Here is a 25,732-nt window from a genome sequence, read left to right as displayed (position 1 = left end):
CGCCAGCATAACGGGCGGTTGGCATGCCGTCATCAAGCGTCTCGCGCACTACGCAAGCAGGCGCGCACCTCAGCGTCGCTGGTCTGGTCGAAGTGCCGGTACCACTGGCCCACCGAGGCAAAATGCTCAGGCGCTGCCAGACATTCGATGCGGTCGACCTCGGAACGCAGTGACGCGAGACTCTCGGGCGCGGCGACGGGTACGGCCAGGATGCAGTGCTCGGCGCCGAGTCGGCGCACTGCGCGAATCGCCGCGCGCATGGTTGCGCCAGTGGCAATGCCGTCGTCGACCAGCACCACTTGCCGGCCGGTGAGCGTCGGGTAGGCTTGGTCGCCGCGAAACGCGTGCTCACGACGTTCGAGTTCGTGGCGCTCATGATCGATGACCGATTCGAGTCGCCGCGCGTCGACGCCCAGCCGCTGGATAAGGGGCTTGTCGAGTACCTGTACGCCACCGCTGGCGATGGCGCCCATGGCGAATTCCTCGTGACCGGGGACGCCCAGCTTGCGCACTACGATCACATCGAGTGCGACGCCTAGCGCGCGTGCGATTTCGGCGGCAACCGGGACACCGCCGCGGGGCAGCCCCAGCACCAGCGCCGAGGCGTCAACGTGGCCCCGTAAGCGCTGGGCGAGGTGCCGGCCGGCGTCTCGACGGTCTTGCAGTGGTAGTTCTTGCTCTTTCATGACATGCCTCGCCGGATGGCAACAATTCCGAAGAAAGCATGGTCAGTTTTGCGAGCCTGGGCCAACGCTGTGGGTCAACCAAGCGGTGCGTGTGTGTGCTTGAGAGCTCGGCGATCGTGCAGCGAGCGTTCGATGATGTCGATGCCGGGACGATAATCGCCGGATGCCGCTTGCATGGCGCGGTTCAGGGCCAGTTCGGCGATGCGGTCGTGATGCTGGGGTAGTGAATTGACCGCCAAAGGCAGAAAGTCCAGCAGGCGGTCGTCGCCGAACGTGGCCAGACGCAGCTCTTCGGGCAGCCCCCCTTGTTCGAGTAGAACATCGAAGACACCATCGAGCAGCACATAGGACGCCGTGACGAGCGCATCGGGAATGCCGTGCTCGTCGATCAGGCGCCGCATGAGCGCTGCGCCGGTAGCGCGGTCGTAGCGCGCGCCGCTGAGCAATATCGGGTCGTCGAGGGAAGCCTCGCGAACCGTCTCCAGAAAGCCCTCCCGCCGTTCCACGCTGATCGACAGCTCCGGCACTGCATCCAGCCAAGCGATGCGCGCGACATCGGCGTCGAGCACCGAGCGCGTCAGGGCGCCGGCGGCCTGGGCATTGTTACTGACCACACAGACCACGCGCTCGGGATCGAGGGCGCGGTCGAGCGCAATGATCGGCAGACCGCCCGCCATCAGGTCGGGATAGAACGGGTCGTCCATGGCCAGGCTGCTGGCGACGATCAGGGCATCGCAGCGTTGGGCGCGCAAGGCCCGCGCCAGCTCGCGTTCAGTGTCGGGGTCATCGTCCGAGCCGGCGATCAGTAACTGATAGCCCAGACGGCGCGCGCCATTCTCCAGACGCTTGGCCAGGCGAGCGTAACTGGTGTTCTCCAGATCCGGCACGATGAATCCCAGCGTGCGGCTCGCGCCCCGGCGCAGCGCCGCCGCCTGTGCATCGATACGATAATCGTGCTTAGCGACAACGGCCATGACGTGCGCCACCGTCTCGGGGCGGATGCGCCGCTCAGCGGCCTGACCGTTGATCACGTAACTGGCGGTGGTGCGCGAGACGCCGGCCAGCCGAGCGATTTCTGCGAGAGTCATGGGGGCATTCCTTGAACGAGCCGACGATGCAAAAGCGCCTATTCTAGAGGCTGACACGCGGTCTTGCTTGTCCGCCCCTGCGAAGGTCTAGTCCCGTGTGGCTTGATAAATCGTAGTGAACGTTTCAGCATTGCTATCCAAGATAGCTGACACGATTCAGCCCGTCATCCGCAAACGCTGGGTGGTTGGCGTCCAAGCGTCGGCATGTCCCGGTTCGACGGTGCTTATGCCTATTATGACGGTGCCACGTCGGGCGTGATCGTTGGCCTTACCCGAGGGACGGACGGCTCCGTTCCGGCGGCATTCTGGAGAGTTCCATGCTGACACTGACAAGCGAAGACGTTCTACTCGACCGGCACGCCCACGATTGGCGCGATGCCTTGAATCAGGCCGGTGAGGCCTTGGTCGAGGCTGGCCGTGTGGCACCTGGCTACCGTGACGGACTGCACGCGCGTGAGGCGCAGTCGTCAACCTACCTGGGCAATGGCATTGCCATTCCTCACGGCACCCCGGAGAGCCGCGAACACGTCAAGACCACCGGGGTGCGGGTGCTGCAATTCCCCCATGGCATCGAATGGCATGATGGACAACGCGTCACCCTGCTGGTGACGATTGCCGCGCAGAGCGATGAGCATCTCGATATTCTGCGCCAGTTGACGCACGTGCTCGATCGCGACGGCGTGGCTCAGCGTCTGGCGGCTGCCGACAGCCGTGAAGAGATCATTACGCTGTTGTCTAAAGCACCGGTCGAGGCGCGCCTGGATGCCGATACGCTGTGCCTGGGCTTCCCTGCACGTGATCGCTTCGAGCTAGCGCTGGCCGCCGCGGCGCGGTTGCGTCAGGTGGGGAGCGTGGACAGCAGCTTCGTGGCCGAGATCAACACGCTGGAGCCAGTGGCGCTGGGCCAGGGGTTGTGGCTGGTGAGCAGTGCCCAGGGTGTCATCACGCCGACACTGGGCGTGGCGACGCCGGAACAGGCCTTCTCGGGGCCCAAGGGACCGGTCAATGCGGTTTTCTGTCTGGCGGCGCAAGGTGATGCGCATCGCGGTTTGCTCGAACGCCTGGGCGCCCTGTTGGATGCCGGCATCGGCGAGAGTCTCGCCGATGCCGACGCCGCGACGCTGCTGGCGCGGCTTTCCGGTGAGTCCGCCGAAGCAGAGACTGCGCGCGCGACGGTGCTCAATGCCCATGGGCTGCATGCGCGGCCGGCGAAGCAACTGGTGCAGGTTGCCCGACGCCAGGCCATGCCGGTCAAGGTGCGTCTGCTCGAGGGCAGTGCCGAGGCGGTCTCGGCGGCGAGTCTGACCAAGGTCATCGGGTTGGGGGCGCGACGCGGCCAGACGCTGGTGTTCTCTGCCGAAGGTGAAGGCGCCAGCGAGGCACTGGAAGCCCTTGTCGCGGCCGTCAAGGATGGCCTCGGCGAGCACGTGACACCTCTTCAGGAGGCATCGTTCGAGGCGCCTGCCGACGAGGATGAGAGCCTACCCGCGCCCTTGGAAGACGACGTCGCGCATCCCGCCGTGCCGGCATCGCCGGGGCTGGCCATCGCGCCGGCCTTCGTGATGCGCACGCCGCGATTCGAGTACCCCGAGCGGGCCGATGGTCTCGACGAAACCCGCCGCGGCGATAGCGCCGCGCAACTGGCGCGCCTCGATGCCGCGATCCAGGAAGCTGCTGAACAGCTGCGTGCTTTGGTGCGGACCGCCCAGGGCGGCGAGGTCGCCGAGATACTCTCGATGCATGAGGAAATGCTCGACGATCCCGAGCTGCGCGAAGCGGCGCATGAGTCGTTGAGTACCGGCACGAGTGCCGAGGCGGCATGGTGGTCGGCCATCGATACTGCCGCTCGCGCCCAGGAAAACCTCGCTGATCGTTTGCTGGCCGAGCGTGCCGCCGATCTGCGTGACGTTGGCCGGCGTGTGCTGGGCATCCTGTGCGGTGTGCGCCTACCCACGCCGCCGGAGACACCTTACATTCTGATCACCGATGACGTCGGTCCCTCGGACGTGGCGCGCCTGGATACCGCTAAGGTGCGCGGTCTGGTCACCGCGCGCGGCGGGGCGACCTCGCACAGCGCGATTCTTGCACGGGCGCTGGGTATTCCTGCCGTGGTGGGCGGCGGCGAACGCGTACTGACGCTGGTCAACGATATTGATGTGATCGTCGATGGCGAGCGTGGCCGTGTGATTCCCGCACCTTCCGACGAGCGTCGCTCACGCACCGAGCTACGCCTGAAAGAGCACGAAATGCGTGAGCGTGAGGCCTATGCCGCGCGCCATGAGGAAGCGCGCACGCAGGACGGGCATCGTGTCGAAGTCGCCGCTAACCTCGGCAACACGGCGCATGCAGCGGATGCCGTCGAGCGCGGTGCCGAGGGCGTGGGGCTGCTGCGTACCGAGTTCGTGTTCATGGCGCACCCCGAGGCGCCGGATCTGGACACCCAGATCGCCGAATATCGCCAGGCCATCGACGCCCTCGACGGTCGCCCGCTGGTCGCTCGTACGCTGGATGTCGGCGGCGACAAGCCGTTGCCTTATTGGCCGTTGCCGCCGGAGGACAACCCGTTTCTCGGCCTGCGCGGCATTCGTCTGGCATTGACCCGCCCGGAGGTGCTCGAGACGCAGCTGCGCGCCCTGCTCACCGCCGCGGGTGACCGCCCGTTGCGGATCATGTTCCCGATGGTCAAGGACATCGCCGAGTTCCGCGCCGCCCGCGAGATCTTCGATCGTGTGCAGGCCGAGGTGCAGGCTGGCGATGTGCAATTAGGGGTGATGATCGAAATCCCCTCGTGCGCGCTGTTGGCACCGAGCCTGGCCGCCGAGGTCGATTTCTTCTCCATAGGCACCAATGACCTGACCCAGTACACCTTGGCCATCGACCGCGGTCACGCAGAGCTCTCGGCCCAGGCCGACGGCCTACATCCTGCGGTGCTGGCGCTGATCCGCATGACCGTCGAAGCCGCGCACGCTCAGGGCAAATGGGTAGGTGTGTGCGGCGAGCTGGCCAGCGACGCCCAGGCGGTTCCCGTGCTGGTGGGGCTGGGCGTCGATGAGCTTTCGGTCTCGGCGCGGCAGGTGCCGATGGTCAAGGCACGGTTGCGCGAGCTGACCCTCGAAGTGGCTCGTCAGCACGCCGATCTGGCCCTGAGCCAGTCGACCGGCGATGCCGTGCGCGAAGCGCTGGAGGCTCTCTGATGGCGCGTGTACTGACGCTGACTCTCAATCCCGCGCTGGACCTGGCGATTCGCTTGCCCGCGCTCACGCTGGGGGCGGTCAATCGCACCGAGGCCACGCATCTCGAGGCGGCGGGCAAGGGCGTCAACGTGGCGCGGGTGCTGGCGGCGCTGGGCCATGAAGTGGCGGTCTCGGGCTTTCTGGGCGCGGACAACGACGGTGCCTTCGGGCGCGCTTTCGCCGACTGGGGCCTAGAGGACGCCTTTCTGCGTTTGCCTGGAGAAACGCGTATCAACGCCAAGCTCGCCGAAGCCGAGGGCCGGGTCACCGATATCAATGGCCCCGGTCTCGAGGTGGCGCGCGATGATCTGGCGGCACTCTATGCCGTGCTTGAGGCGCGGTTGGTGGATGCCGCGAGATGCCCCGACGCGGTGGTGATCGCCGGGAGTCTGCCGCCAGGCATGTCGCCCGATGATCTGGCGGCCTTGATCGGTTGGCTGCGCGGCTATGACGTGCCGGTCTGGGTGGATACCAGCGGCGCGGCGTTGAACGCCGCAATTGCCGCCACGCCCAATGCCGTCAAACCCAACGAGACGGAACTGGCCGAGTGGGCGGGTGAGTCGCTGGAAGACGCCGCGTCGCGCTTGGCCGCCGCCACACGCCTGCACGCGTCAGGCATCGAGCACGCCCTGGTGTCGCTGGGCGGCGAGGGCATGCTGTGGGTCGGCCCCGAGGGGAACTGGCAGGCCACGCCGCCGCGCGTCGAGGTCGCAAGCACGGTATGCGCTGGTGATACGTTGCTGGCGGCAATGCTCCACGGTCGCCTCGAGAATCTCAACGCCGAGGCTACCTTGCGTCTGGCGACGGCGCTTTCCGCCGAGGCGGTACGCCATGTCGGGGTAGGCGATACGCATGCCCCGGACCTAGACCAACTCCAACAAAACACGTGCGTGCGTCGGCTCGACGATAACGCGAGGGAGGACTCATGAAAGCGATCCTGATTACGGCCTGCCCGAGTGGCGTGGCGACGACGTTTCTGGCGGCTCGACGTCTCGAGCAGGCCGCCCGGCGTCGCGGTTGGCAGGTCACGGTGGAAATGCACGGCGAGCTCGAGCCACCGCAGCCGGTCTCCGAGGCGGACGTGCGCGATGCCGAACTGGTGATCGTGGCCGCCGATCATGTGCCCGATGCATCACGCTTCACGGACAAGCGCCTGTTCCAGGCACCCATTGCCGAGGCGCTGCCCGATCCGGATGCGTTCCTGTCACGGGCCGAGCGCGAGGCCGAACTCTTCGCCGGCGGTGACGCAGCGCCGCAGGCGGCGCCCACGAGCGCTGCTGACGCCGGCGATGACCAAGGCCAGCGTATCGTCGCGGTGACGGCATGCCCCACCGGGGTTGCGCATACCTTCATGGCGGCCGAGGCGCTGGAAGAGGCCGGACGCGGCCTGGGCCATCATATCCGCGTTGAAACCCAAGGCTCGGTCGGGGCGCAGAATCAGCTCAGCGAAGCGGACATTGCGGCGGCCGATGTGGTGCTGCTGGCCTGCGATATTGAGGTCGACGATGAGCGCTTCGCGGGCAAGCGCATCTACCGGACGTCGACCGGCAATGCGCTCAAGAAGGCTCGACAGACCGTGCAGGACGCTCTCGCTGAAGCTGCCGTGGAGAGCCAGGGGGGCAATGCTGCGTCGTCTGGCGAGAAAAGCACTGGCAAGGGCAAGAGCGTCAAGGAAAAGGGGGTCTACAAGCACCTGCTTACTGGTGTTTCGTTCATGCTGCCGATGGTGGTTGCCGGCGGCTTGTGCATCGCCCTCTCGTTCGTGTTCGGTATCGAGGCCTTCAAGGAAGAGGGGACTCTGGCGGCGGCCTTGATGCAGATCGGCGGTGAAGCCGCCTTCGCCTTGATGGTACCGGTCCTCGCTGGATATATCGCCTATTCCATCGCCGACCGGCCGGGAATCGCGCCCGGCATGATCGGCGGGATGCTGGCCAGCAATATCGGCGCCGGGTTCATCGGCGGCATCCTGGCCGGTTTCCTTGCCGGGTACGCCGCCAAGGCGATCACCCGCTATCTCAAGCTGCCGGCGAGTGTGGAATCTCTCAAACCGATTCTGATCATTCCCCTGCTGGCGAGCTTGTTTACCGGCCTGGTAATGATCTATGTGATTGGCACGCCGGTAGCTGGGCTGCTTGATGCACTGACCAATTTTCTCGATAGCATGGGCTCGACCAATGCCGTGCTGCTGGGGCTATTGCTCGGCGGAATGATGTGCGTCGATATGGGCGGGCCGGTCAACAAGGCGGCGTATACGTTCGGGGTGGGGCTGCTTTCGAGCGAGACCTATGCGCCAATGGCGGCCATCATGGCGGCGGGGATGGTCCCACCGCTGGCGATGGGGATCGCCAGCATGCTGGCCAAGCGCAAGTTCGATACGACCGAACGCGAAGGGGGCAAGGCAGCCTTCGTGTTGGGGCTTTGCTTCATTACCGAAGGCGCGATTCCCTTCGCCGCCAAGGACCCATTGCGCGTGTTGCCGGTATGCATCATCGGTGGGGCGATCACCGGGGCCTTGTCGATGTATTTCGGTATTCAACTGATGGCGCCGCATGGCGGGCTGTTCGTGCTGTTGATCCCGCACGCAGTCAACTTCGCACTGCTGTATCTGCTGGCTATCGCGGTGGGTGCGGTGATCGCCGGGGTGGCGTATGCCGTCATCAAGCCGGGGGCTTCCGCTGTGCCGGTCGAGGAGAAAGTGGCGACTTGATACGCCGCTTTCCCGGCGCGTCCAGCCAACGAGGGCGTCGCCAATGCAAGGGGCGCATCTGGCGATGCGCCCCTTTATAAGCCAATGGCTCGATGTGGTGGCGGCCTAGATCATTCCGGCGGTTGCTCAGGGCTGTCCGGCATGGTCACGGTCCCCGGCGCTTGCCGGTTCATGTGCAGGAAGTGGAGGTGACGCTCGTACTGATCGAGAATGTCTTCGATCACCTGTTCCTTGTTGTACCCCATCAAATCGTAGCCCTGGCTGCCCTCGAGCAGATAGACCTCTAGGCGATAGTAATACGCATTGGTCTGTTGGGCGCGAAGCGCGAACGAGGGAGTGGCGAAGCGGCGCGGCCAGACCTGATACGTGAAGTTCTGCTCGTCGCCGAGGCTGACATTGAGTGCTAGGTGCGCCTCGTCGCCTTCCTGCTCGTCGACCTCGACCTTGACGCCTTCCTGACCGATGGCCTGACTGACCTCTTGCATGGCCGGTTTGACCACTTCATCGAGGAAACGCCGAGCCTGTTTGTCACCCGGGAAGCTCATCGCCCGGCTGAGACGCTGGCGCCAACCGCGCGGCGAGCGCTCGCCGCCACCGGTGCGGCTGGAAAGATGCCCGGCGAGGCTGGTGCGATGGCTGTCCTCCTTGAGACCTTCCACGCGCAACGCCTTGAGCAAGCCCGCCATCATGAAGAACAACACGATGGAGAAGGGCAGGCCGGTGATCACCACCACGCTCTGTAGGGCCGACAAACCACCGGCCATCAGTAGCGCCAGGGTCAAAAGCCCGATTACGCAGGCCCACAGGATGCGCATCCAGATCGGTGCGTCGCTGTTCACGTCCTTGAGCTTGGAGGTGAAGTTGGACAGTACCAATGCCCCGGAGTCGCCCGACGTGACGAAGAAAACGATGGCCAGAACGGTCGTGACTAGCGTGGTAATGCCGGTCAGCGGCAAGGATTCGAGGAACAGATAGATGGACGAAGCTGGCGTGTTCATCGCCGCATCCCCGAAATCCGTGGCCCCGTTCATGACCATGTCGATGGCGCTGTTCCCCATGATCGACATCCACGCCATCATGAAGACCAGTGGCAGAATGAGCGTACCGGCCACGAATTCACGAATCGTGCGACCGCGCGAGATACGTGCCAGGAAGAGCCCTACGAACGGCCCCCAGGCAATCCACCAAGCCCAGAAAAACAAGGTCCAGCCGTTTAGCCAAGCGGAGGGCGGATCAAAGGCGTAGGTGTTCATCGATAGGCTGATGAAGTCGGAGAAGTAGTCGCCGACGTTGAGCACCAGCACGTTGAGCAGGAACAAGGTCTTGCCGCTGAAGAGGACGAACAGCAACAGCAATAGTGCCAGCAGCATGTTGAATTCGGACAGGCGGCGAATGCCTTTTTCCACCCCGGTGACGGCAGACACCGTGGCGAAGAACACGATCATGATCACCAGCGCCGCCTGCACCAGAGTGTTCTCGGGAATCGAGAACATGTAGTTGAGGCCGAAGTTGAGCTGGATGACCCCGATCCCCAGGCTGGTGGCGATACCGAAGACCGTGCCCAGCACGGCAGCGATATCGACGGTATGCCCGATGGGACCATGGATTTTCTTGCCGAAGATAGGATAGAGCGCGCTGCGGATGGTCAGCGGCAGATTATGCCGATAGCTGAAGAACGCCAGCGACATGCCCACTAACGTGTAAATGCCCCAGCCGGAAAGCCCCCAGTGCAGGAATGTCAGCTGCATGGCATGACGTGCGGCTTCTATCGTGCTGCCTTCTCCCTCGGGAGGCGCCAGGAACTGCGTTACCGGTTCGGCGATACAGAAAAACAGCAGGTCGATGCCGATCCCTGCCGAGAACAGCATGGCCGCCCAGGAGGCCATGTTGAAGTCGGGCTTGGAATGTTCGGGCCCCAACTTGATCTTGCCGAAGCGTGACAGGCCTATGGCGATCACGAACACCAGGTAGGCAACCACGGCGATGAAGTAATACCAACCGAAGGTGTTGGAAATCCAGCCGAGTATGGCGTTGATGATGTCGCTGGCCGAGTCGGTGAAAAACATCGTCCAGAGTGCGAAAAGCACGATGCCGATCACCGAACCGTAAAAGACCACCGGATTGAGGCGGTCGCGACTGACGTCGTCGGTGTGTTGTGGATGCATGAGCAATCCTTTAGTTGTGTAAGCACGGCGGTAGCGAGACGAGAGGCGCGTTCTTTTACTATGGCAGAGTCATGAAAGGGCTTCTGGCCATGCGCCGCCGTCGTGAACACGGTTCTCCATGCGAGCTCCTTGGTAGCGGATTTCTGGCCGCTGCCGAGATGTTCGCGGGAGACGCGACTGACTTGGCTGTGTGTCACGTTCCGTTGGGGGCGTGTGTCGCGTCGCTACCGATGGAATGAAGCCATATTTTTATTGATTGAATGTTCAATCAAAATACTTGGTTATGTATCGGCTTTCAACCGTCAGGCACCATCGAAGCGATGCGACCTCAACCCGGCACGGCATATCCGAGATCGTCCAGGAAACGCTGCCACCAGCGCGTCAGGTCATTGCAGCGGACGCTGGCCAGCATGCTGGTATGGCGTTGGCAACGCTCCTCGTGTGGCATCTGCAGTGCTTGATCGAGCGCTTCGGCGATGGCGTGCGGGTCGTAGGGATTGACCAGCAAGGCTCCTTCGAGCTCATGCGCGGCGCCGGCGAGTTCGCTGAGCACCAGCGCGCCGGGATCACGGCTGTCCTGGGCCGCGACGAACTCCTTGCAGACCAGGTTCATGCCATCGCGCAGCGGTGTGACAAGGCCCACCTGGGCGGCGCGAAAGAGCCCCATGAGTGCGGTACGCGGATAGGTCTTGTTGATGTAGTGCACTGGCACCCAATCGAGATCGGAGTGTAGGCCGTTGATATGGCCGGCCTGGGATTCGAGCTGCTGACGCAGATCGTCATATTCGGTGATGGCGCTTCGAGAGGGACTGGCGACTTGTGTATAGAGGACGTGGCGCCGGTAGTGGGGGTAGTCGTCGAGCAGGTGCTCGAAGGCGAGCATGCGTTCGCCGAGTCCCTTGGAATAGTCGAGTCGGTCGGCGCCGGCGATCAGCGCACAGCCACCCAACGAGGCACGTAGTTGGCGGACGGCTTGCTTGGTTTCGCTATGCTGTGCCTCGCGTTGCAGTGTGTCGACATCGATGCCCACGGGATAGATGCCGAGTTTCAGGCGTTGGTCGCCGTAGCGCAGCACATTGTCGCTACGCTTGGCCCCGAGGATGCGGATCGCAGCATGGCAGAAGGTTTCGAGGTCTTGGGGTGTCTGGAATCCCAGCAAATCGTAAGCGAAGAAGCTTGCCAACAAGTCGCGATGTCCGGGAATACAACGCAATAGCTCGGCGCTGGGAAAGGGAATGTGCAGGAAGAACCCCATCGGGGCGTGGTTCCCCTGGCGCCGCAAGGCTTCACCGAGGGGGATCAGGTGATAGTCGTGTACCCAGATGAGCTCGTCGCCGGTAAGCAGCGGGCTGAGTTTCTCGGCGAAATGCTGGTTGGTGGCGTAGTAGACCTGAGCATGGCGGCGTTGGAACTTCATGGCGCCCAGATTGAAGTGGAAGATAGGCCACAGCACTTCGTTGGAAAACCCCAGATAATAGTCACTGTGCTGCTCCGCGTTCAGCGGCAAGGTGGCGTAGGTAATGCCATTGCGACGTGTCTGCGTTGGCTGTGGCGAGGTGTCATGACATACCTCACCATTCCAGCCGAACCACATGCCCCCATGGCGGGCGAGGGCGCTATTGAGCGCCATCGCCAGACCGCCTGCTTGGGAGCGCCCGGCCTCGGGGATCGACACTCGGTTGGAGATCACGACCAGGTCTTTCATAGCGCTTCCTCCCAGCTCTTGCTGAGGTGCAGCGCCGAGTTGATCAGCCCCACCATGCTGTAGGTTTGCGGGAAGTTGCCCCATAGCCGGTGACTGTCAGGGTCGAGATCCTCGGAGAGTAGCCCGACCTTGTTGCGACATGCTAGGAGCCCCTCGAACAGCCGCCTGGCTTCATTGTGATCGCCGATCGCCCAGAGCGCGTCGATATACCAGAAAGTACAGATATTGAAGGCGTTTTCGGGCGCCCCGAAATCGTCGTCTGCGACGTAGCGAAAGAGGTGGTCGCCACGCCGCAGATGCCCGCCGATGGCCTTGACGGTAGCGACGAAGCGCGGGTCATCGGCTGCGAGAAATCCAAGCTCGTTGATGAGCAGCAGGCTGGCGTCCAGGCCCTCGCCGCCGAAGCTCTCGGCGAAGAAGTCTTGCGTTTCGTTCCAGGACTCGGTGCAAATGGTGCGATGCATGGTGTCTGCGGTATCGCGCCAGTGCCGTGCGGCGCTGTCCAGATCGAGTTGTGCGGCGATCTTGGCCAGCCGGTCACAGGCTGCCCAGCACATGATGGCTGAGTAGGTGTGCACGCGCTCACGGCCTCGGTATTCCCAGATGCTGGCATCGGGCTGGTCGTAACACTCGGCGGCCAGGTGACCCAGAGGCTCAAGGCGCCGGAACAGGGTTTCGTTACCGACCTCTTCGAGACGTTGATCGAAGAAGACCTGGTTGGCGGCCAGGATGACGGCGCCGTAGACATCATGCTGATTTTGCAGGTAGGCGGCGTTGCCCACACGTACGGGCCCCATGCCGTGATACCCAGCGAGTGTCTCGAGGCTGTGCTCGTCCAGCACCGTCTCGCCGCCGATGCCGTAAAGCGGCTGTAACTGGTGGCGATGCGTGCCGACGACGAGGTCGATGATGTAATGCAGAAAATTTTCCATCGTCCCGGTTGCGCCGAGCCGGTTGAGCGCATGCACCACGAAATATGCATCGCGCAGCCAGCAATAGCGGTAGTCCCAATTGCGCTGGGTGTTCGCGGCTTCGGGGATCGAAGTGGTCATGGCCGCGACCACGGCCCCGGTATCGTCGAAGGTGCTGAGTTTCAGCGTGATGGCGGCGCGAATCACGGCGTCCTGCCATTCGAAGGGCACGGCCAGCCGGCTGACCCAGTCGTGCCAATAGCGGCGCGTCTCTTCCCAATAGTGGTTGTAGAGCCGCGCGGGGGTGGTGGTCAGGCTCTCATCTGGCCCGATGATGAAATGCAATGGACGATCCAGAGCATGGGCGGATTCCTGCAACAAGTGGGTGATCGAGGCGTCGGTGGTCAGACGCATGACGTCGTCCTGGCATAGGTAGCGGATGTGGTGGCTACCGTGGGTCGTGTCGGGCGACGTGCCATCGTAGCCCTGCACCGGACGTAGACGCGTGCGGATTACTGGGGTGCCGGCGATGCGCTCAACGCGTCGACACAGTCCGGTGGGATGAAATTCCCGCCCGAACTGCAAGAAGCGAGGACAAAAGTCGGTGATGCGGACCTTCCCGCCCTCGGCATCCTCGATCTCCGTGCACAGAATGGCGGTGTTGCGGACATAGTATTGATGGCTGGCGACACGGTTTTCGACATCGATGGCGAAATATCCGCGATCCTGCGTATCCACCAGGCGGGAAAACACGGGGGCGCTATCCAGGCGCGGGAAACAGAACCAGACGATGCGGGACTGATCGTCGATCAGCGCGCTGACCTGGCAGTTGCCGACCAGCCCCAGTTCGAGTGTCGGATCCTGCGTTAGGGTGACATGCTCCTTGTCTGACGTTCCAACCATGACAAAACCTCCTCGACGCTATCCAAGCGATACGTGGCTTGACTCTGCGCGGCTTCACCGACGCGTACGGAAAAGCCGCCGTGTGCATTGACGACGGGGAACGCGTCCTCGTCCGTGCGATCGTCGCCAATGAACAGCGGGGTGCGCTGCCGAAAGGGCGGCGTGTCGAGTAGTCGCTGCACGGCGCGTCCCTTGTGGCAGGCATGATGACGAAGCTCCAGCAGGCACTTGCCCTCGGTGAGTTGGTAGGCGTCGCGGTGGGCCTGCCAAAGGCGTGTCATCGTGTCTCGGCAGGCCCGTTCGTGCTGCGGTGCCTGGCGGTAGTGGAGAGCGAAAGCGTACGTTTTATCCTCGAAGACGGTACCGGGATGCCGTTGTGAGAACTCGGCCAGGGCGGCACTCAAGTGCACCGTAGCCTCGGACTCGAGCCGCGCGGCGTGTCGGGTGCCGTCGCTGTCGCGCCACTGTGCGCCATGACAACCCAAGAGCGTTATCGGTAGGGGCGCCGTCAAGTATTCCAGGTCGTCCAGACGGCGACCGCTGATGACGGCGAGGGCTCCCTCGAGCTGGGTCTGCAAGGTGCTGAGCAAATGGCGTTGGCGGGGCGGTAGCGTGACGGCATCGGGGTGCGATGCGATGGGCACCAACGTGCCGTCGAAATCGAGAAACAATGCGATATTGGAAAAAGCAAGTGCCGACGGTAGTGGCGTCTGCATGCCGATATCGGTCTCAGTATCCAGAATCAATATCTTTAAGCGTTGGTCATGCAAGGAAAAATTGCAAGCGAACCCCGGCGTTCGCTGCTAATGAACGGCCTGAAAAGGCCTGGTCTCACCTCACTTGCACCGTTCGGCTAATGGTCCGTCACGCCCGGCGCCTCTATGATCACGACATGTATTCCAATTAACACATACGTTTGAATGATAGGCGTATGAATGATGAAGGTGAGCCATGTCTTCCTATGCCGCGCCGTTACGCGATCTTCGCTTCGTCCTCGAGGAATTGCTCGAGCACCGCTCGCTTCATTTGCCCGAGTATCAAACGCTTTCCGAGGATCTGGTCACCGCCATCCTCGACGAGGCTGCACGCCTGGCGGGCGAGGTGTGGGCGCCACTCAATCGCGGTGGCGATGAGCAAGGATGCCGCCTGGTAGAAGGCGAGGTGCGCACACCGGCGGGTTTCGCCGAGGCCTATCATGCCTTCGTCGAGGGCGGGTGGAACGGCATCGGCAGCGATCCCGCTCATGGCGGGCAGGGGCTGCCGGAGGTCGTCGCCAGCGCGGTGCAGGAAATGTGGCAAGCCGCCAACATGGCGCTGGCGCTGTGCCCACTATTGACGGCGGGGGCCGTCGAAGCACTGGCCCAGCATGGCAGCGAGGCACTCAAGGCGCGCTATCTGGAAAAGCTGGTCAGCGGTGAGTGGACGGGCACCATGAACCTTACCGAGCCGCAGGCTGGCTCGGATTTATCGGTGGTTCGTACGCGGGCGGTGCCGGAAGGCGAGCACTATCGCATCAGCGGCCAGAAGATCTTCATTACCTGGGGCGAGCATGACTGCGCCGACAACATCATCCACTTGGTCCTCGCCCGTCTGCCGGATGCCGCCGAGGGCAATCGCGGTATATCGCTGTTTCTGGTGCCCAAATTCCTGGTCGATGAACAGGGCCGCCTAGGGGAGCGCAATGACGTGAGCTGTGTGTCGCTGGAGCATAAGCTGGGCATTCATGGATCGCCGACCTGCGTACTCAGCTTCGGCGAGCACGAGGGCGCCATCGGTTATTTGGTCGGCGAGCCCGGTCGCGGGCTTCAACACATGTTCACGATGATGAACGCGGCGCGTCACAAAGTCGGCATTCAAGGCATTGGTGTGGCCGAGCGGGCTTATCAGCAGGCGCGTGCGTATGCTACAGAGCGTGTGCAAGGTCGCATGCCCGCGTCGCGCGGCGGCCGCCCCGCCGTGCTCAGCGATCATTACGATGTGCGTCGCATGCTGCTGTCGATGCGCGCGCGCCTGGAAGCCCTGCGGGCCTTGGCCTTGCTCTCGGCCAGCGAGATGGACCGTGCCCGGCATGCGCCCACGGCGGACGAACGGCAATGCGCCCAACAGCGGGTCGATCTCTATACCCCGGTGGTCAAAGCTTTTGCCACCGACCAGGCGGTAGACATCGCGTCGCTTGGCATTCAGGTACATGGTGGTATGGGGTACATCGAAGAAACTGGCGCCGCGCAGCATCTACGCGATGCGCGCATCGCACCGATCTACGAAGGCACCAACGGCATTCAAGCGCTCGACCTCGCGGGTCGGAAGATCTACCGCGACGGCGGTACCGCCTTGAGTGGTGTGCTCGACGAGGTCGCCGCTTGCGCTGATGAGCTTACCGCCGACGCTGAGCTCGCTGAATTGGGCGTGTCGCTGCATCAGGGCGTAGTGGATCTACGCCGGGCGGTGGCCATCGTGCTGGCGCGGGGCGCCGATGACGAGCGCGGCCCAGATGCGCTCCAGGCCCTGGCGACACCGCTGCTGGCGTTGACCGGTCATGTGCTGTGCGCCTGGCAGATGGGGCGTGCGGCGCTGATCGCGCAGGCGGCGCTGGCAACCGGTAGTGACGATGCCTTCTATCGCGCCAAGTTGGCCAGCGCGGACTTCGTCTTGCGCCAGTGGCTGCCCATGGGGAGAGCGCAGTTGGCGGCGATAGAGGCCGATCCGAGTGTGTTCGACGAAGCGTGGTGAGGCGGCGTTTTCAGCGGGCCGGATCGACGCTGCCGCCCAGCGAGGTGTTGCGGCGGAACCAGCCGGCGATGCTGGCGCGTGGGGCCTGGGTAGGCAGTACCTCGTGGGGGATGCGGTCGGCGAGAAAGCACACGAAGGTGCCGAGTTCGGGGCGTATGCGCGCGATTTCGCGTTCGGGGTCGTCAGGGTCGAACAACGCCATCTCGCCACCATGCGTTGTCGTCCATGCTGGATTGAGATATAGCACCGTTGAGACGATGCGGTTGCTACGGCCGCGAAAGCTGTCGAGGTGCTTTTTGTAGAAGGCGCCGGGCGGGTATAAGGCAAAGTGCGCCTCGAACTCGAAAAGTCCCAGATAGAGCGCGCGGTTGATGGTCTGCTGCAAGAACGTCATGACCGTCAGGTATTGGCGCTGGGCCCGGCTTTCGCGATCCAGCCAATGAATGGCATCGCCACGAACATCGCGTTTGATACGGTGTGCCTGGCCGCGGCCGATGCCGGCTTCGTCGAGATGCGATTGTGTCTTCAGCGTCTGTAATTCCGCCTGCAAGCTGTGGCATAGCGCGGTATCGATGAAGCGTTCGCCGACGAACCACCCCTGCGTGACCAGCGCATCCAGAAGCCGGGGTAACGCGGCCATGTCGAGGTAGTCGGCGGGATCAGGTCGCGACATTCGCATAGGGTCCATTGTAGGTATCAAGGCCGCGGCGGGGGTGGTGCGGGCAGATGCCGCAACGGACTACCGAGGGGCGCACGGTCGAGGCTGATGGGGCGCGCGAAGCCCACCGCCAGCAGTTCGACCAGCATCATCGCCGACAGGCCCCATATTACATGATTGGCGTAGGCATAGCTGGGCACATAATAAGTGTGCTCGCCGTGACGGATGACATCCGTGTGGCTGCGACGGTCCTCGAGGAACCACGTCAATGGTACTTCGAAAATGGTATCCAGCTCATTATGGTCCGGTTTCAATGGAAGGTCGGGCGGAATAAGGCCGACGAATGGCGTCACGCCGATGCCGTGGCGCGAGGTGACATCGCTTAGCCGGCCGAGGTACGCGACGTGTGCGGGCGGTAGCGCGATCTCCTCATGCGCTTCGCGCAAAGCGGTGGCCCACAAGTCGGCATCCTCGGGTTCGACTTTGCCACCGGGAAACGCGACTTGACCGCCATGCTGCGCGAGATGGCCGGCACGGCGCGTCAGCACGAGTGTGGGCTCGCGGCGCTCGACGATCGCGAGCAGCACCGCGGCTCTCGGCATGTCGGCGTTCAGTTGGTGCGGTCGATGCGCTTGCAGGCGTTTGCGCAGTGTCTCTAACATGTTGCTTTTCACCTAATGGGGCGCCATATCGCTCGCCCGAGGACGACCATGAATTTCTGTAGCCATTGTGGCCAAAACGTGCGTTTCGCGATTCCCGAGGGCGACGATCGCGGGCGTTTTCTCTGCGATGCCTGCGGCACCATCCATTATCAGAATCCGCGCATCGTGGCCGGTACTTTACCGGTAGCGGGCGAGCGCGTCTTGCTGTGCCGGCGTGCGATCGCACCTCGCCTGGGTTATTGGACGCTGCCCGCGGGCTTCATGGAAAACGGCGAAACCACGTCCGAAGCCGCCACGCGCGAGACACGCGAGGAAGCCTGCGCCGAGGTCGACCTCGAGGGCCTTTATACGCTCATCAATCTGCCGCATATCAATCAGGTCTACATGATCTTCCGTGGTGCGTTGCGCGGCGACTATGCGTCCGGCCCGGAGAGTCTCGAAGTCGCGCTGTTCGAGGAAGCCGAGATTCCCTGGCACGAGTTGGCCTTCCCAACCATCGAACGCACCTTGCGCCACTATTTCGACGACCGGCGGGGCGGTGACTATCCGCTGCACGTGAGCGATATCACCGCCAAAGACCGCGAACGTTACCTGGGCAGCGCGTAACGCGCCTAAACCTCTGCCAGGCGCCACGCCTCATACGCCGGTTCCTCGTAGGGGTGAGCCAGCTTGAGCGCCGCCACGGCGGCTTCCAGATGATCGTCCTCGCAGACCAGTTCGACCTTCAATTCCTCGACATGGCTGAGCGCACCGACCTGGCCGATATGCGGGTCGGCGCCGTCGAGCGGGCGAAACTGGCCCTGGCCGGGCGTCTGGAAGCAGCAGGCTTCGTAGTCGCCGATGCGTCCGGCGCCGGTAGCGAAAACCGCTTCCTTGACGCTTTCGGCGTCGTCCACGGGAACGAAAAACGCGAGTTTGTACATGCGGGGCTCCTTGAGGTCGTGGTCAGCGCGGCGCGTCACGCGGCGATGGCGCGCCGCGTGGACTGCGCGGGTGCCTTGATGATGGCATAATGCCGGGCAGCTGTCGGTCCAGGACGGAACCAACGATGTTGAAGTGGATATGCATAGCGCTAGTGGTACTGATCGGTCTACTGCAGTATCACCTGTGGTTCGGTGAAGGGGGAGTGCGTGAACTCAACCATATTCGTCACCGTGCCGATGTGCTCGAAGAAAAAAACGACCGGCTGCAGGCGCGCAACGACCGCCTGGCGGCGGAGGTGATCGATCTCAAGAAAGGGCTCGATGCCATCGAGGAACGGGCACGTAGCGACTTGGGCATGGTGCGCCGTGACGAGCAGTTTTTCTGGGTGCCCGGCGTGACCGCGGAGCGCTCCATCGTCGAACAAAGTGCCACTACGGTACGCGGCGACCCTGAAAAGGCGGCGGCGATGCCTGAGGAGACTGCGCCGTGAGTCGATTGTGGTTGATCGTGCCGGCGGCGGGGCAAGGCCGCCGCATGGGCGCCGCCTTGCCCAAGCAGTATCTCGACATCGCCGGCCGGCCGGTACTGGCGCATACCTTGGCGCGGCTGCATGCTGCCTTTCCGGACGCGGCGCTGCGCCTGTGCCTGGATGCCGATGATGCTCGCTTCTCCACCGAGTGGGTTCCCTTCGCCGACTGGCAACGAGTCCCCGGTGGCCATGAACGTGCCGATTCGGTAGCGAACGCGCTGGCCTCGCTCGAGGGCGTCGCGGCGGACGATGACCTGGTGTTGGTCCACGACGTCGCGCGGCCTTGCGTGGCGCTCGATGACTTGCGTCGCCTGCGTGCCGTGCTTGAAACCTCAGCCGATGGAGGGCTGCTGGCGGCGCCGGTGGCGGACACCATGAAGCGCGCCGATGCCGACGGCCACGTCGTGCATACGGTATCGCGCGAGGGGCTGTGGCATGCCATGACCCCGCAAGGTGCTTCCTATCGCGTGTTGTGCCGGGCATTCGCGCATGCCCGCGACACGCGCGTGGCGCTCACCGATGAGGCTTCGGCGCTCGAGGCCTTGGGCCTGGCGCCGCGCTTGGTACCCGGCCGCCGGGATAATCTCAAGATCACGCATCCCGAGGATCTTTCCCTCGCCACGCGGCTTCTCAGCGACACCGCGAGCGATGCCCCGCTTTCCGACGAGACATGTTCATGACGCTACGTATTGGTCACGGTTTTGATGTGCACCGCTTCGGCGATGGCGATCACCTGATGATAGGTGGTGTGCGCATCGCGCATACGCACGCTTTCATCGCTCATTCGGACGGTGACGTCCTGCTTCACGCGCTGTGCGATGCTCTGCTCGGCGCCTGCGGCCTGGGCGATATCGGCCAGCATTTTCCCGATACCGACGCGGCCTGGGCCGGTGTCGACAGTCGCGAATTGCTGCGCCGGGTATACGATCAAGTCACCGCCACGGGCTATCGCATCGTCAACCTGGATACCACCGTGATCGCCCAAGCGCCGCGCCTGGCCGATCACATCGCGCTGATGCGCACGCGTATTGCCGAGACGCTCGGTATTGCGGAGGACGGGGTCAACGTCAAGGCAACCACCAGCGAGCGGCTCGGCTTCACCGGGCGAAAGGAAGGCATCGCCGCCGAGGCGGTGGTGCTGCTGACACGCGCGGACGCCACATGATCGATATGTCGCTCTGGCCACCCGATTGGCCGCGTGTTCACGGCGGACCGCTGGCGGCGGGCGAGTTTCGCATGACGCCCGAGGACTTCATCGTCGAGGAGGTGTTCGATTTCGCGCCGGAAGGGCAGGGCGAGCACCTTTGGTTGTGGATCGAGAAGCGCGACTTGACGACGCCGGAAGCCGCCAAGCATGTGGCGCGCGTGTGTGGCGTGCGTCCGCGCGACGTGGGCTATAGCGGCCTCAAGGATCGCGTCGCGGTTACCCGCCAGTGGCTATCGGTGCATTTGCCCGGACGTGAAGCCCCTGATGGGTTCGCCACCCAACTGAGCGACGTGGGGGTCGTGGTGCAAGAGGCGCGACGTCACCCACGCAAGCTCAAGCGCGGCGTGCACCGCGCCAACCATTTTACGCTTCGTCTGAGCGGCGATATTGCCTCGCATCCCGAGCTATCGCGTCGCTGGCAGGCCCTGTGCGCGGATGGCGTGCCCAATTACTTCGGCCCGCAACGCTTCGGCCGCGAAGGGCGCAATCTGGTGCTTGCTCAGAAGGCCTTTGCGCGCGGTTGGCGTAAGCGTGATGATCCGCATGGTATGCAGCTTTCTGCGGCGCGCAGCTTCCTGTTCAATGAGGTGCTGGCCATGCGCCTGCGCGCGCAGACCTGGCGAACGCCGCGTCCGGGCGATGTGTTAGCGCTGGCGGGGACGGCCAGCCGCTTTGTGGCCGACGAGATCGATTCTGCCTTGCATGAACGCGCTGCGCGTGGCGACGTCACGCCCACCGGCCCGTTGTGGGGGCGCGGGCGTTTGGAGAGTGGCGCAGAGGTCGCCGAGGAAGAAGCGCGGCTCGCGGCGCGCCATGAAGCACTCACGCAGGGGCTGGAAGCGGCCGGCGTACGCATGGATCGGCGCACGCTATGCGTGCCGCTTGATGCACCGTCGCTGGAGCATGAGGCCCCAAACCGGGTGACGCTCGGGTTCGGCTTGCCGCGCGGCGCCTTCGCGACTTCGGTATTGCGCGAGTTGATGCATCACCCGTTGCTGTGAAGGGATATCGGCTACCAGAAAAGCAAGAGGATAAGTATGCGTAAGTTACTGTTATCCAACGATGATGGCGTCCATGCGCCAGGGCTTCGTGCGTTGCATGACGCGCTCTCGGCACATGGGCGTCTGCGCGTGGTAGCACCGGATCGTGATAAGAGCGGCGCCAGCAACTCGCTGACGCTGACGCGTCCCCTGGCGTTGACGGCCCTCGACAACGGCTTTTATTCAGTCGACGGTACGCCTGCCGATTGTGTGTACCTGGGCGTCAACGGGGTCTGGGACGAGAAGCCTGATCTAGTGATTTCAGGCATCAACCATGGCGGCAATCTGGGCGACGACGTGCTGTATTCGGGCACCGTGGCCGCCGCCATGGAAGGACGCAACCTGGGCATGGCAGCGATTGCCGTATCGCTTTGCGGCGAGCGCTATTTCGAGACGGCCGGCCGCGTCGCGGCGACCTTGGTGGGGGCGGCGGAGTCGCTGTCATTGCCCCCACGGAGTCTGCTCAACGTCAATGTGCCGGACGTGCCTTGGGAAGATATTCAGGGCGTACGCGTGACGCGGATGGGGTATCGCGGTCCTGCGGCCCGACCCATGAAGGTGAAAGATCCGCGTGGCCGCGAGCGTTATTGGATTGCCGCCGTCGGCGATAACGCCGATGATGGGGCGGATACCGATTTCGCGGCTATCGACGCGGGGTACGTATCGATCACGCCCCTACAGACCGATCTCACGCGCCATGCCGCGTTGGACGACGTACGGAACTGGCTGGATGCATTGTCGAATTCCTGACACACACGATACACACCGACTCGGTGGCATCGGCATGACCTCGCAGCGTACTCGCAACCGCTTGATACGACGCTTGCAGGCCGGTGGCATTCAAGATCGACGGGTGCTCGACGTCATGGCGCGCGAACCGCGTCATGTCTTTCTCGACGAGGCGCTGGCGCATCGGTCCTATGAAGATACTGCCTTACCGTTGGGCCATGGCCAGACGCTTTCTCAGCCGTGGATCGTGGCGCGGATGACCGAGTTGGTGCTGGCCGCGCAGCCGCGTCGAGTGTTGGAAGTCGGGACCGGCTCAGGCTACCAGACCCTGATTCTGGCGCGCCTGGTCGAGTCGGTGTGGAGCATCGAACGCATTGGTGCGCTGCATCGCAGAGCCGCCTCTCGCCTGGCCATGCTGGGGGCCGGTAACGTGCGCCTGCGCCATGAAGATGGCGGCCATGGATGGCCGCAGGCTGCCCCCTTCGATGTCATCCTCTTTACCGCCTGTGCCAGTGTGCTGCCTCAGGAGCTATTGGACCAACTGGCCGACGGCGGGGAACTGATCGCGCCGCTGGAGGATGAGGTAGGTCATCAATGGCTGACGCGGGTACAGCGGCGCGGACCCACCTTCGAACGTACACGGCTCGAGCGGGTCAGATTCGTACCGCTATTGGAAGGGGTCATACAATGAAGCGCTACCTGACGCTTTTCTTCAAGGGCGCCGGGATGGGCGCCGCAGACGCAGTACCCGGAGTGTCCGGCGGCACCATTGCCTTCATTACTGGCATCTACGAGGAGTTGATCCACTCGATCAAGCAATTCGGCCCTAGCGCCTTTGGGGCGTGGCGTCGCGGCGGTCTGGCGGGACTCGTGAAGCATCTCAATCTGGCATTTTTGCTGCCTTTGCTGCTGGGGATCGTGGCGAGCCTGGTGAGTGTCGCGCATCTCGTCACCTGGCTGCTGGATCATCATCAGCTATTGCTCAATGCATTCTTCTTTGGATTGGTGCTGGCCTCGGCCGTTGTGGTGGGCCGACAGGTCGGACACTGGCAGTGGCGGCATGTCTTTCCCTTGATTCTGGGCGTCTGCGTGGCCCTGTGGCTGCCCAGCCTTTTGCCCGCCCCTACGGGAGGCAGTCAGTGGATATTATTGGTGGGAGGCGCCATTGCCATCAGTGCGATGCTTCTGCCGGGTGTCTCGGGGAGCTTCCTGCTATTGGTAATGGGGCTTTACGGGACGGTCATGGAGGGCATCAAAAGTGCCGACGTGGCCTTGATCGCGACTTTCGGTACGGGCTGTGTCATCGGCTTGATGGTGTTCTCGCGAGTCCTGTCGTGGCTTTTTCATCATTACCGACTGGGCACGCTCTTGACCCTGGTCGGCTTCATTCTCGGCTCGTTACCGCAACTCTGGCCGTGGCGCGAGCTGGTTAGCTACCGCCTCGCAAGTGGCGACCAGATCGTGCCGCTCGACTATCGCTATCTCATGCCTTCGGACTACAGCGTGATCACCGGTGAGCCGGCTCAATTGCTGACGGCGGTCGTCTTGATGATCGCGGGCCTTTTGCTGGTCATGGTCATCGGCGAACGCAGTCCATCTCCCTTTAAAGAGGACCGACCCCATGTCTGACGCTCGTCGACTAATGCCCGCGCTGGGACTCGTGGCGCTGGGCCTTGTGGGATGCGCAAGCTCCGGCGGCGCACCCCAGGTGCAGGATCTCTCGGTCAGCCGTAACAGCGAGCCGCCGAGTTCGTATACCGTCAAGTCGGGCGATACCTTGTATGGCATCGCCTGGCAGAACAACCTCGATTTCCGTGACTTGGCGCAACTCAATGATATTACGCCGCCCTATCGCCTCGATCCGGGGCAAACGCTACGCCTGACCCCCGATGGCGATGCTCGGGCGGCGTCAAGTAAAGCGTCCGACGAGACCAGTGGTGCGGTCGCGACCCCGTTGGGCGATGGTGCCGGTACGAGTGGTAGCGCCCAGGACGATGACTGGCTGGTGCCGGCGGACAGTGCGTCTTCCCAAGGCCGTGACGTCGATGTCGCGTCCATCGATGCGCAGGCCGTAGGCGCTGCTTCCGATGCCCGCGAAAGCGGTGCGCCGGGACCGGTCTACGACGCAGACGAGGCGGCCGACGATTCTGCGCGCGATGACGAAGCCAAGAGCGATGCCTCGGATGCCTCAACCGTCAGCGATGGGCCGCAGGAGACGCAAGCCGATAGTACGAGTACGGACGACCAGGCGACGGACGACGAGCCGTCCGAGCCCACCCGCGAGGCCGGCACGAGCGTCGCCGGTGAAAGCGATGCGACGGCCGATCGCTCGCAACGCGAGTACCAGCCGGTCGACGATGTGGCTTGGCAGTGGCCCACTGAGGGCAATGTCGTCAACGGTTTCGACGACAATTCCACCGTGACGGCCGGCATTGATATCGCCGGTGAAAAGGGGCAACCTGTCAAGGCAGCGGGTCCGGGCATCGTGGTGTATGCCGGCAGTGGCGTCCGCGGATATGGCAACCTCATCATTCTCAAGCATAACGACCATTTCCTGAGTGCTTACGCGCATAACGATACGTTGCGTGTGGAGGAAAACGATGTCGTCAAAGCAGGAGAGGTCATTGCCACCATGGGCGATACCGATGCCGATCGCGTCAAGCTGCATTTCGAGGTGCGCCAGGACGGCCAGCCTCAAGACCCAATGGAGTACCTGCCGTCGCGTTGAGCACGGCAGGACTCAGACCCTGAACATGCGTACAACAATAAACGGGTAGTCCGCCATGGCCGGTGGCTCGCACGCCCCGGCCGAGGTCATCAAATCGGCAGCAGTAAAGTGGGGTATCGGATATGAGCATGCTGGAGCGGGATATTCAGGGTGTGGATCTCGACGACGTTGATAACGAAGTGGAAGTCGATGCCGTAGAGGTTGCTAGCGACAAGGATGACGATGCGTTCGAGAAAGCGCTGAATCGTGACGAAAAAAGTTACCATCAAAGCCTCGACGCAACACAGATTTACCTCAATGAGATCGGCTTTTCGCCGCTTTTGACCCCCGAAGAAGAAGTGCACTATGGACGCCTGGCCCAGAAGGGCGATCCCGCTGGGCGCCAGCGCATGATCGAGTCCAATCTGCGTCTGGTGGTCAAGATCGCTAGACGCTATCTCAACCGGGGATTGTCACTGCTCGATCTCATCGAGGAAGGCAACCTGGGTCTGATTCGTGCCGTGGAAAAGTTCGACCCCGAACGGGGCTTTCGCTTCTCTACCTATGCGACTTGGTGGATTCGCCAGACCATCGAACGGGCGTTGATGAATCAGACGCGCACGATTCGCTTGCCCATTCACGTGGTCAAGGAACTCAACATATACCTGCGGGCGGCGCGCGAGCTGACGCAACGACTCGATCACGAAGCCACAGCCGAGGAAATCGCCGACTTTCTGGACAAGCCGGTGGGTACCGTCAAGAAGATGCTCGGGCTCAACGAACGCGTGTCGTCGGTCGATTATCCGATGGGCGGCGAGAGCGATAAGCCCTTGATCGACACGCTGGCCGATGAAAACGAAGCTGGCCCCGAGTCGCTGCTGGTCGGCAACGACGTCAAGCAGCACGTCGATGACTGGCTGGCGGAGTTGACCGACAAACAGATGGAAGTCGTCGTGCGTCGTTTCGGCTTGCGCGGGCATGAAGCCGCGACCCTCGAGGATGTCGGGGCGGAAATCGGTCTGACGCGCGAGCGGGTGCGCCAGATTCAGGTCGAGGCGTTGAAAAAATTGCGCCGAGTACTGGAGAAGCAAGGGTTGTCGCTGGATTCTATTTTCGAATGATACACCAGGCATGATGAGCCGCATGGC

The 25,732-nt window shown here is 63.1% G+C and carries 23 protein-coding genes; 14 read left to right on the top strand and 9 right to left on the bottom strand.

Annotated features, from left to right (window positions below; genetic code table 11):
* Nucleotides 1-32 precede the first annotated feature (32 nt).
* Nucleotides 33-686, bottom strand: coding sequence for a phosphoribosyltransferase (locus OP494_RS09310; protein ID WP_280540455.1), 654 nt, complete (start codon nucleotides 684-686; stop codon nucleotides 33-35).
* 74 nt (nucleotides 687-760) lie between these two features.
* Entirely contained in the window at nucleotides 761-1,774 is a 1,014-nt protein-coding gene (gene cra, locus OP494_RS09305; RefSeq protein WP_280540454.1) for a catabolite repressor/activator, read from the bottom strand.
* A gap of 317 nt (nucleotides 1,775-2,091) precedes the next feature.
* Between cra and ptsP the strand changes: the two genes are divergently transcribed.
* The 3 genes from ptsP to fruA are packed head-to-tail and all read left to right on the top strand — an operon-like array spanning nucleotide 2,092 to nucleotide 7,714.
* Nucleotides 2,092-4,968: a phosphoenolpyruvate--protein phosphotransferase gene (gene ptsP, locus OP494_RS09300; RefSeq protein WP_280540453.1), complete on the top strand. Its 2,877-nt coding sequence runs from the start codon at nucleotides 2,092-2,094 to the stop codon at nucleotides 4,966-4,968.
* Nucleotides 4,968-5,936: a 1-phosphofructokinase gene (pfkB, locus tag OP494_RS09295; protein ID WP_280540452.1), complete on the top strand. Its 969-nt coding sequence runs from the start codon at nucleotides 4,968-4,970 to the stop codon at nucleotides 5,934-5,936. The genes ptsP and pfkB overlap by 1 nt, the downstream gene beginning before the upstream one ends.
* On the top strand, nucleotides 5,933-7,714 hold the full coding sequence (gene fruA, locus OP494_RS09290; RefSeq protein WP_280540451.1) for a PTS fructose transporter subunit IIBC: 1,782 nt from the start codon (nucleotides 5,933-5,935) through the stop codon (nucleotides 7,712-7,714). The genes pfkB and fruA overlap by 4 nt, the downstream gene beginning before the upstream one ends.
* Nucleotides 7,715-7,824: 110 nt before the next feature.
* On the opposite strand, the gene OP494_RS09285 is transcribed toward fruA, so the two are convergent.
* From OP494_RS09285 to otsB, 4 genes are all read right to left on the bottom strand, one after another.
* A complete protein-coding gene (locus OP494_RS09285) occupies nucleotides 7,825-9,879 on the bottom strand; it encodes a choline transporter (RefSeq protein ID WP_280540450.1) in 2,055 nt (684 codons plus the stop codon).
* A gap of 328 nt (nucleotides 9,880-10,207) precedes the next feature.
* Entirely contained in the window at nucleotides 10,208-11,584 is a 1,377-nt protein-coding gene (locus tag OP494_RS09280; RefSeq protein WP_280540449.1) for a trehalose-6-phosphate synthase, read from the bottom strand.
* Nucleotides 11,581-13,398: a glycoside hydrolase family 15 protein gene (locus OP494_RS09275; protein ID WP_280540448.1), complete on the bottom strand. Its 1,818-nt coding sequence runs from the start codon at nucleotides 13,396-13,398 to the stop codon at nucleotides 11,581-11,583. The genes OP494_RS09280 and OP494_RS09275 overlap by 4 nt, the downstream gene beginning before the upstream one ends.
* Nucleotides 13,362-14,144, bottom strand: coding sequence for a trehalose-phosphatase (otsB, locus tag OP494_RS09270; protein ID WP_280540447.1), 783 nt, complete (start codon nucleotides 14,142-14,144; stop codon nucleotides 13,362-13,364). Before otsB ends, OP494_RS09275 begins: the two co-directional genes overlap by 37 nt.
* A 205-nt stretch (nucleotides 14,145-14,349) precedes the next feature.
* Here otsB and OP494_RS09265 point away from each other — a divergent pair, with 205 nt between their 5' ends.
* On the top strand, nucleotides 14,350-16,128 hold the full coding sequence (locus tag OP494_RS09265) for an acyl-CoA dehydrogenase (RefSeq protein ID WP_280540446.1): 1,779 nt from the start codon (nucleotides 14,350-14,352) through the stop codon (nucleotides 16,126-16,128).
* A 10-nt stretch (nucleotides 16,129-16,138) separates the two neighbouring features.
* On the opposite strand, the gene OP494_RS09260 is transcribed toward OP494_RS09265, so the two are convergent.
* Together OP494_RS09260 and OP494_RS09255 are read right to left on the bottom strand one after the other, a co-directional pair.
* Nucleotides 16,139-16,801, bottom strand: coding sequence for a 2OG-Fe(II) oxygenase (locus OP494_RS09260; RefSeq protein WP_280540445.1), 663 nt, complete (start codon nucleotides 16,799-16,801; stop codon nucleotides 16,139-16,141).
* Nucleotides 16,802-16,824: 23 nt separating this feature from the next.
* Nucleotides 16,825-17,448, bottom strand: coding sequence for a CoA pyrophosphatase (locus tag OP494_RS09255; RefSeq protein ID WP_280540444.1), 624 nt, complete (start codon nucleotides 17,446-17,448; stop codon nucleotides 16,825-16,827).
* Between the two features lie 48 nt (nucleotides 17,449-17,496).
* Here OP494_RS09255 and OP494_RS09250 point away from each other — a divergent pair, with 48 nt between their 5' ends.
* Nucleotides 17,497-18,054, top strand: a complete 558-nt coding sequence (locus tag OP494_RS09250) for an NUDIX hydrolase (protein WP_280540443.1) — start codon at nucleotides 17,497-17,499, stop codon at nucleotides 18,052-18,054.
* A 5-nt stretch (nucleotides 18,055-18,059) separates the two neighbouring features.
* On the opposite strand, the gene OP494_RS09245 is transcribed toward OP494_RS09250, so the two are convergent.
* The gene (locus OP494_RS09245; RefSeq protein ID WP_280540442.1) at nucleotides 18,060-18,371 is read right to left on the bottom strand and encodes an NGG1p interacting factor NIF3; all 312 of its coding nucleotides are present in this window, start codon (nucleotides 18,369-18,371) and stop codon (nucleotides 18,060-18,062) included.
* Between the two features lie 125 nt (nucleotides 18,372-18,496).
* On the opposite strand from OP494_RS09245, the gene ftsB reads away from it, so the two are divergent.
* The 9 genes from ftsB (at nucleotide 18,497) to rpoS (ending at nucleotide 25,705) form a co-directional block, all read left to right on the top strand.
* Nucleotides 18,497-18,862, top strand: coding sequence for a cell division protein FtsB (gene ftsB, locus OP494_RS09240; RefSeq protein WP_280540441.1), 366 nt, complete (start codon nucleotides 18,497-18,499; stop codon nucleotides 18,860-18,862).
* On the top strand, nucleotides 18,859-19,581 hold the full coding sequence (gene ispD / locus OP494_RS09235; RefSeq protein ID WP_280540440.1) for a 2-C-methyl-D-erythritol 4-phosphate cytidylyltransferase: 723 nt from the start codon (nucleotides 18,859-18,861) through the stop codon (nucleotides 19,579-19,581). Before ftsB ends, ispD begins: the two co-directional genes overlap by 4 nt.
* Nucleotides 19,578-20,066 carry a 2-C-methyl-D-erythritol 2,4-cyclodiphosphate synthase gene (gene ispF / locus OP494_RS09230; protein WP_280540439.1) on the top strand — a complete coding sequence of 163 codons (489 nt, stop codon included), beginning with the start codon at nucleotides 19,578-19,580 and terminating at the stop codon, nucleotides 20,064-20,066. The genes ispD and ispF overlap by 4 nt, the downstream gene beginning before the upstream one ends.
* On the top strand, nucleotides 20,063-21,109 hold the full coding sequence (locus OP494_RS09225) for a tRNA pseudouridine(13) synthase TruD (protein ID WP_280540438.1): 1,047 nt from the start codon (nucleotides 20,063-20,065) through the stop codon (nucleotides 21,107-21,109). Before ispF ends, OP494_RS09225 begins: the two co-directional genes overlap by 4 nt.
* Before the next feature lie 36 nt (nucleotides 21,110-21,145).
* The gene (gene surE, locus OP494_RS09220) at nucleotides 21,146-21,898 is read left to right on the top strand and encodes a 5'/3'-nucleotidase SurE (protein ID WP_247620533.1); all 753 of its coding nucleotides are present in this window, start codon (nucleotides 21,146-21,148) and stop codon (nucleotides 21,896-21,898) included.
* Complete coding sequence (locus OP494_RS09215) at nucleotides 21,879-22,568, top strand: protein-L-isoaspartate(D-aspartate) O-methyltransferase (protein WP_280540437.1); 690 nt, start codon at nucleotides 21,879-21,881, stop codon at nucleotides 22,566-22,568. The genes surE and OP494_RS09215 overlap by 20 nt, the downstream gene beginning before the upstream one ends.
* The gene (locus OP494_RS09210) at nucleotides 22,565-23,506 is read left to right on the top strand and encodes a DUF368 domain-containing protein (protein ID WP_280540436.1); all 942 of its coding nucleotides are present in this window, start codon (nucleotides 22,565-22,567) and stop codon (nucleotides 23,504-23,506) included. The genes OP494_RS09215 and OP494_RS09210 overlap by 4 nt, the downstream gene beginning before the upstream one ends.
* Nucleotides 23,499-24,605: a peptidoglycan DD-metalloendopeptidase family protein gene (locus OP494_RS09205; RefSeq protein ID WP_280540435.1), complete on the top strand. Its 1,107-nt coding sequence runs from the start codon at nucleotides 23,499-23,501 to the stop codon at nucleotides 24,603-24,605. The genes OP494_RS09210 and OP494_RS09205 overlap by 8 nt, the downstream gene beginning before the upstream one ends.
* A 122-nt stretch (nucleotides 24,606-24,727) precedes the next feature.
* Nucleotides 24,728-25,705, top strand: a complete 978-nt coding sequence (gene rpoS, locus OP494_RS09200) for an RNA polymerase sigma factor RpoS (RefSeq protein ID WP_280540434.1) — start codon at nucleotides 24,728-24,730, stop codon at nucleotides 25,703-25,705.
* Nucleotides 25,706-25,732: the final 27 nt, after the last annotated feature.

It is taken from the genome of Chromohalobacter sp. 11-W (assembly GCF_029889905.1).
Lineage (GTDB): Bacteria > Pseudomonadota > Gammaproteobacteria > Pseudomonadales > Halomonadaceae > Chromohalobacter.
This window is presented reverse-complemented; position numbering and strand designations above follow the sequence as displayed.

What these genes read in the sequence shown, in the direction of transcription:
- cra (WP_280540454.1), bottom strand. Translation starts at nt 1,774, where the DNA reads ATGACTCTCGCAGAAATCGCTCGGCTGGCCGGCGTCTCGCGCACCACC.
- rpoS (WP_280540434.1), top strand. Translation starts at nt 24,728, where the DNA reads ATGAGCATGCTGGAGCGGGATATTCAGGGTGTGGATCTCGACGACGTT.
- OP494_RS09250 (WP_280540443.1), top strand. Translation starts at nt 17,497, where the DNA reads ATGAATTTCTGTAGCCATTGTGGCCAAAACGTGCGTTTCGCGATTCCC.
- surE (WP_247620533.1), top strand. Translation starts at nt 21,146, where the DNA reads ATGCGTAAGTTACTGTTATCCAACGATGATGGCGTCCATGCGCCAGGG.
- OP494_RS09265 (WP_280540446.1), top strand. Translation starts at nt 14,350, where the DNA reads ATGTCTTCCTATGCCGCGCCGTTACGCGATCTTCGCTTCGTCCTCGAG.
- OP494_RS09215 (WP_280540437.1), top strand. Translation starts at nt 21,879, where the DNA reads ATGCATTGTCGAATTCCTGACACACACGATACACACCGACTCGGTGGC.
- OP494_RS09310 (WP_280540455.1), bottom strand. Translation starts at nt 686, where the DNA reads ATGAAAGAGCAAGAACTACCACTGCAAGACCGTCGAGACGCCGGCCGG.
- OP494_RS09210 (WP_280540436.1), top strand. Translation starts at nt 22,565, where the DNA reads ATGAAGCGCTACCTGACGCTTTTCTTCAAGGGCGCCGGGATGGGCGCC.
- OP494_RS09225 (WP_280540438.1), top strand. Translation starts at nt 20,063, where the DNA reads ATGATCGATATGTCGCTCTGGCCACCCGATTGGCCGCGTGTTCACGGC.
- OP494_RS09275 (WP_280540448.1), bottom strand. Translation starts at nt 13,398, where the DNA reads ATGGTTGGAACGTCAGACAAGGAGCATGTCACCCTAACGCAGGATCCG.
- fruA (WP_280540451.1), top strand. Translation starts at nt 5,933, where the DNA reads ATGAAAGCGATCCTGATTACGGCCTGCCCGAGTGGCGTGGCGACGACG.
- OP494_RS09255 (WP_280540444.1), bottom strand. Translation starts at nt 17,448, where the DNA reads ATGTTAGAGACACTGCGCAAACGCCTGCAAGCGCATCGACCGCACCAA.
- OP494_RS09260 (WP_280540445.1), bottom strand. Translation starts at nt 16,801, where the DNA reads ATGTCGCGACCTGATCCCGCCGACTACCTCGACATGGCCGCGTTACCC.
- OP494_RS09285 (WP_280540450.1), bottom strand. Translation starts at nt 9,879, where the DNA reads ATGCATCCACAACACACCGACGACGTCAGTCGCGACCGCCTCAATCCG.
- OP494_RS09280 (WP_280540449.1), bottom strand. Translation starts at nt 11,584, where the DNA reads ATGAAAGACCTGGTCGTGATCTCCAACCGAGTGTCGATCCCCGAGGCC.
- ispF (WP_280540439.1), top strand. Translation starts at nt 19,578, where the DNA reads ATGACGCTACGTATTGGTCACGGTTTTGATGTGCACCGCTTCGGCGAT.
- ptsP (WP_280540453.1), top strand. Translation starts at nt 2,092, where the DNA reads ATGCTGACACTGACAAGCGAAGACGTTCTACTCGACCGGCACGCCCAC.
- OP494_RS09205 (WP_280540435.1), top strand. Translation starts at nt 23,499, where the DNA reads ATGTCTGACGCTCGTCGACTAATGCCCGCGCTGGGACTCGTGGCGCTG.
- OP494_RS09245 (WP_280540442.1), bottom strand. Translation starts at nt 18,371, where the DNA reads ATGTACAAACTCGCGTTTTTCGTTCCCGTGGACGACGCCGAAAGCGTC.
- ftsB (WP_280540441.1), top strand. Translation starts at nt 18,497, where the DNA reads ATGTTGAAGTGGATATGCATAGCGCTAGTGGTACTGATCGGTCTACTG.
- pfkB (WP_280540452.1), top strand. Translation starts at nt 4,968, where the DNA reads ATGGCGCGTGTACTGACGCTGACTCTCAATCCCGCGCTGGACCTGGCG.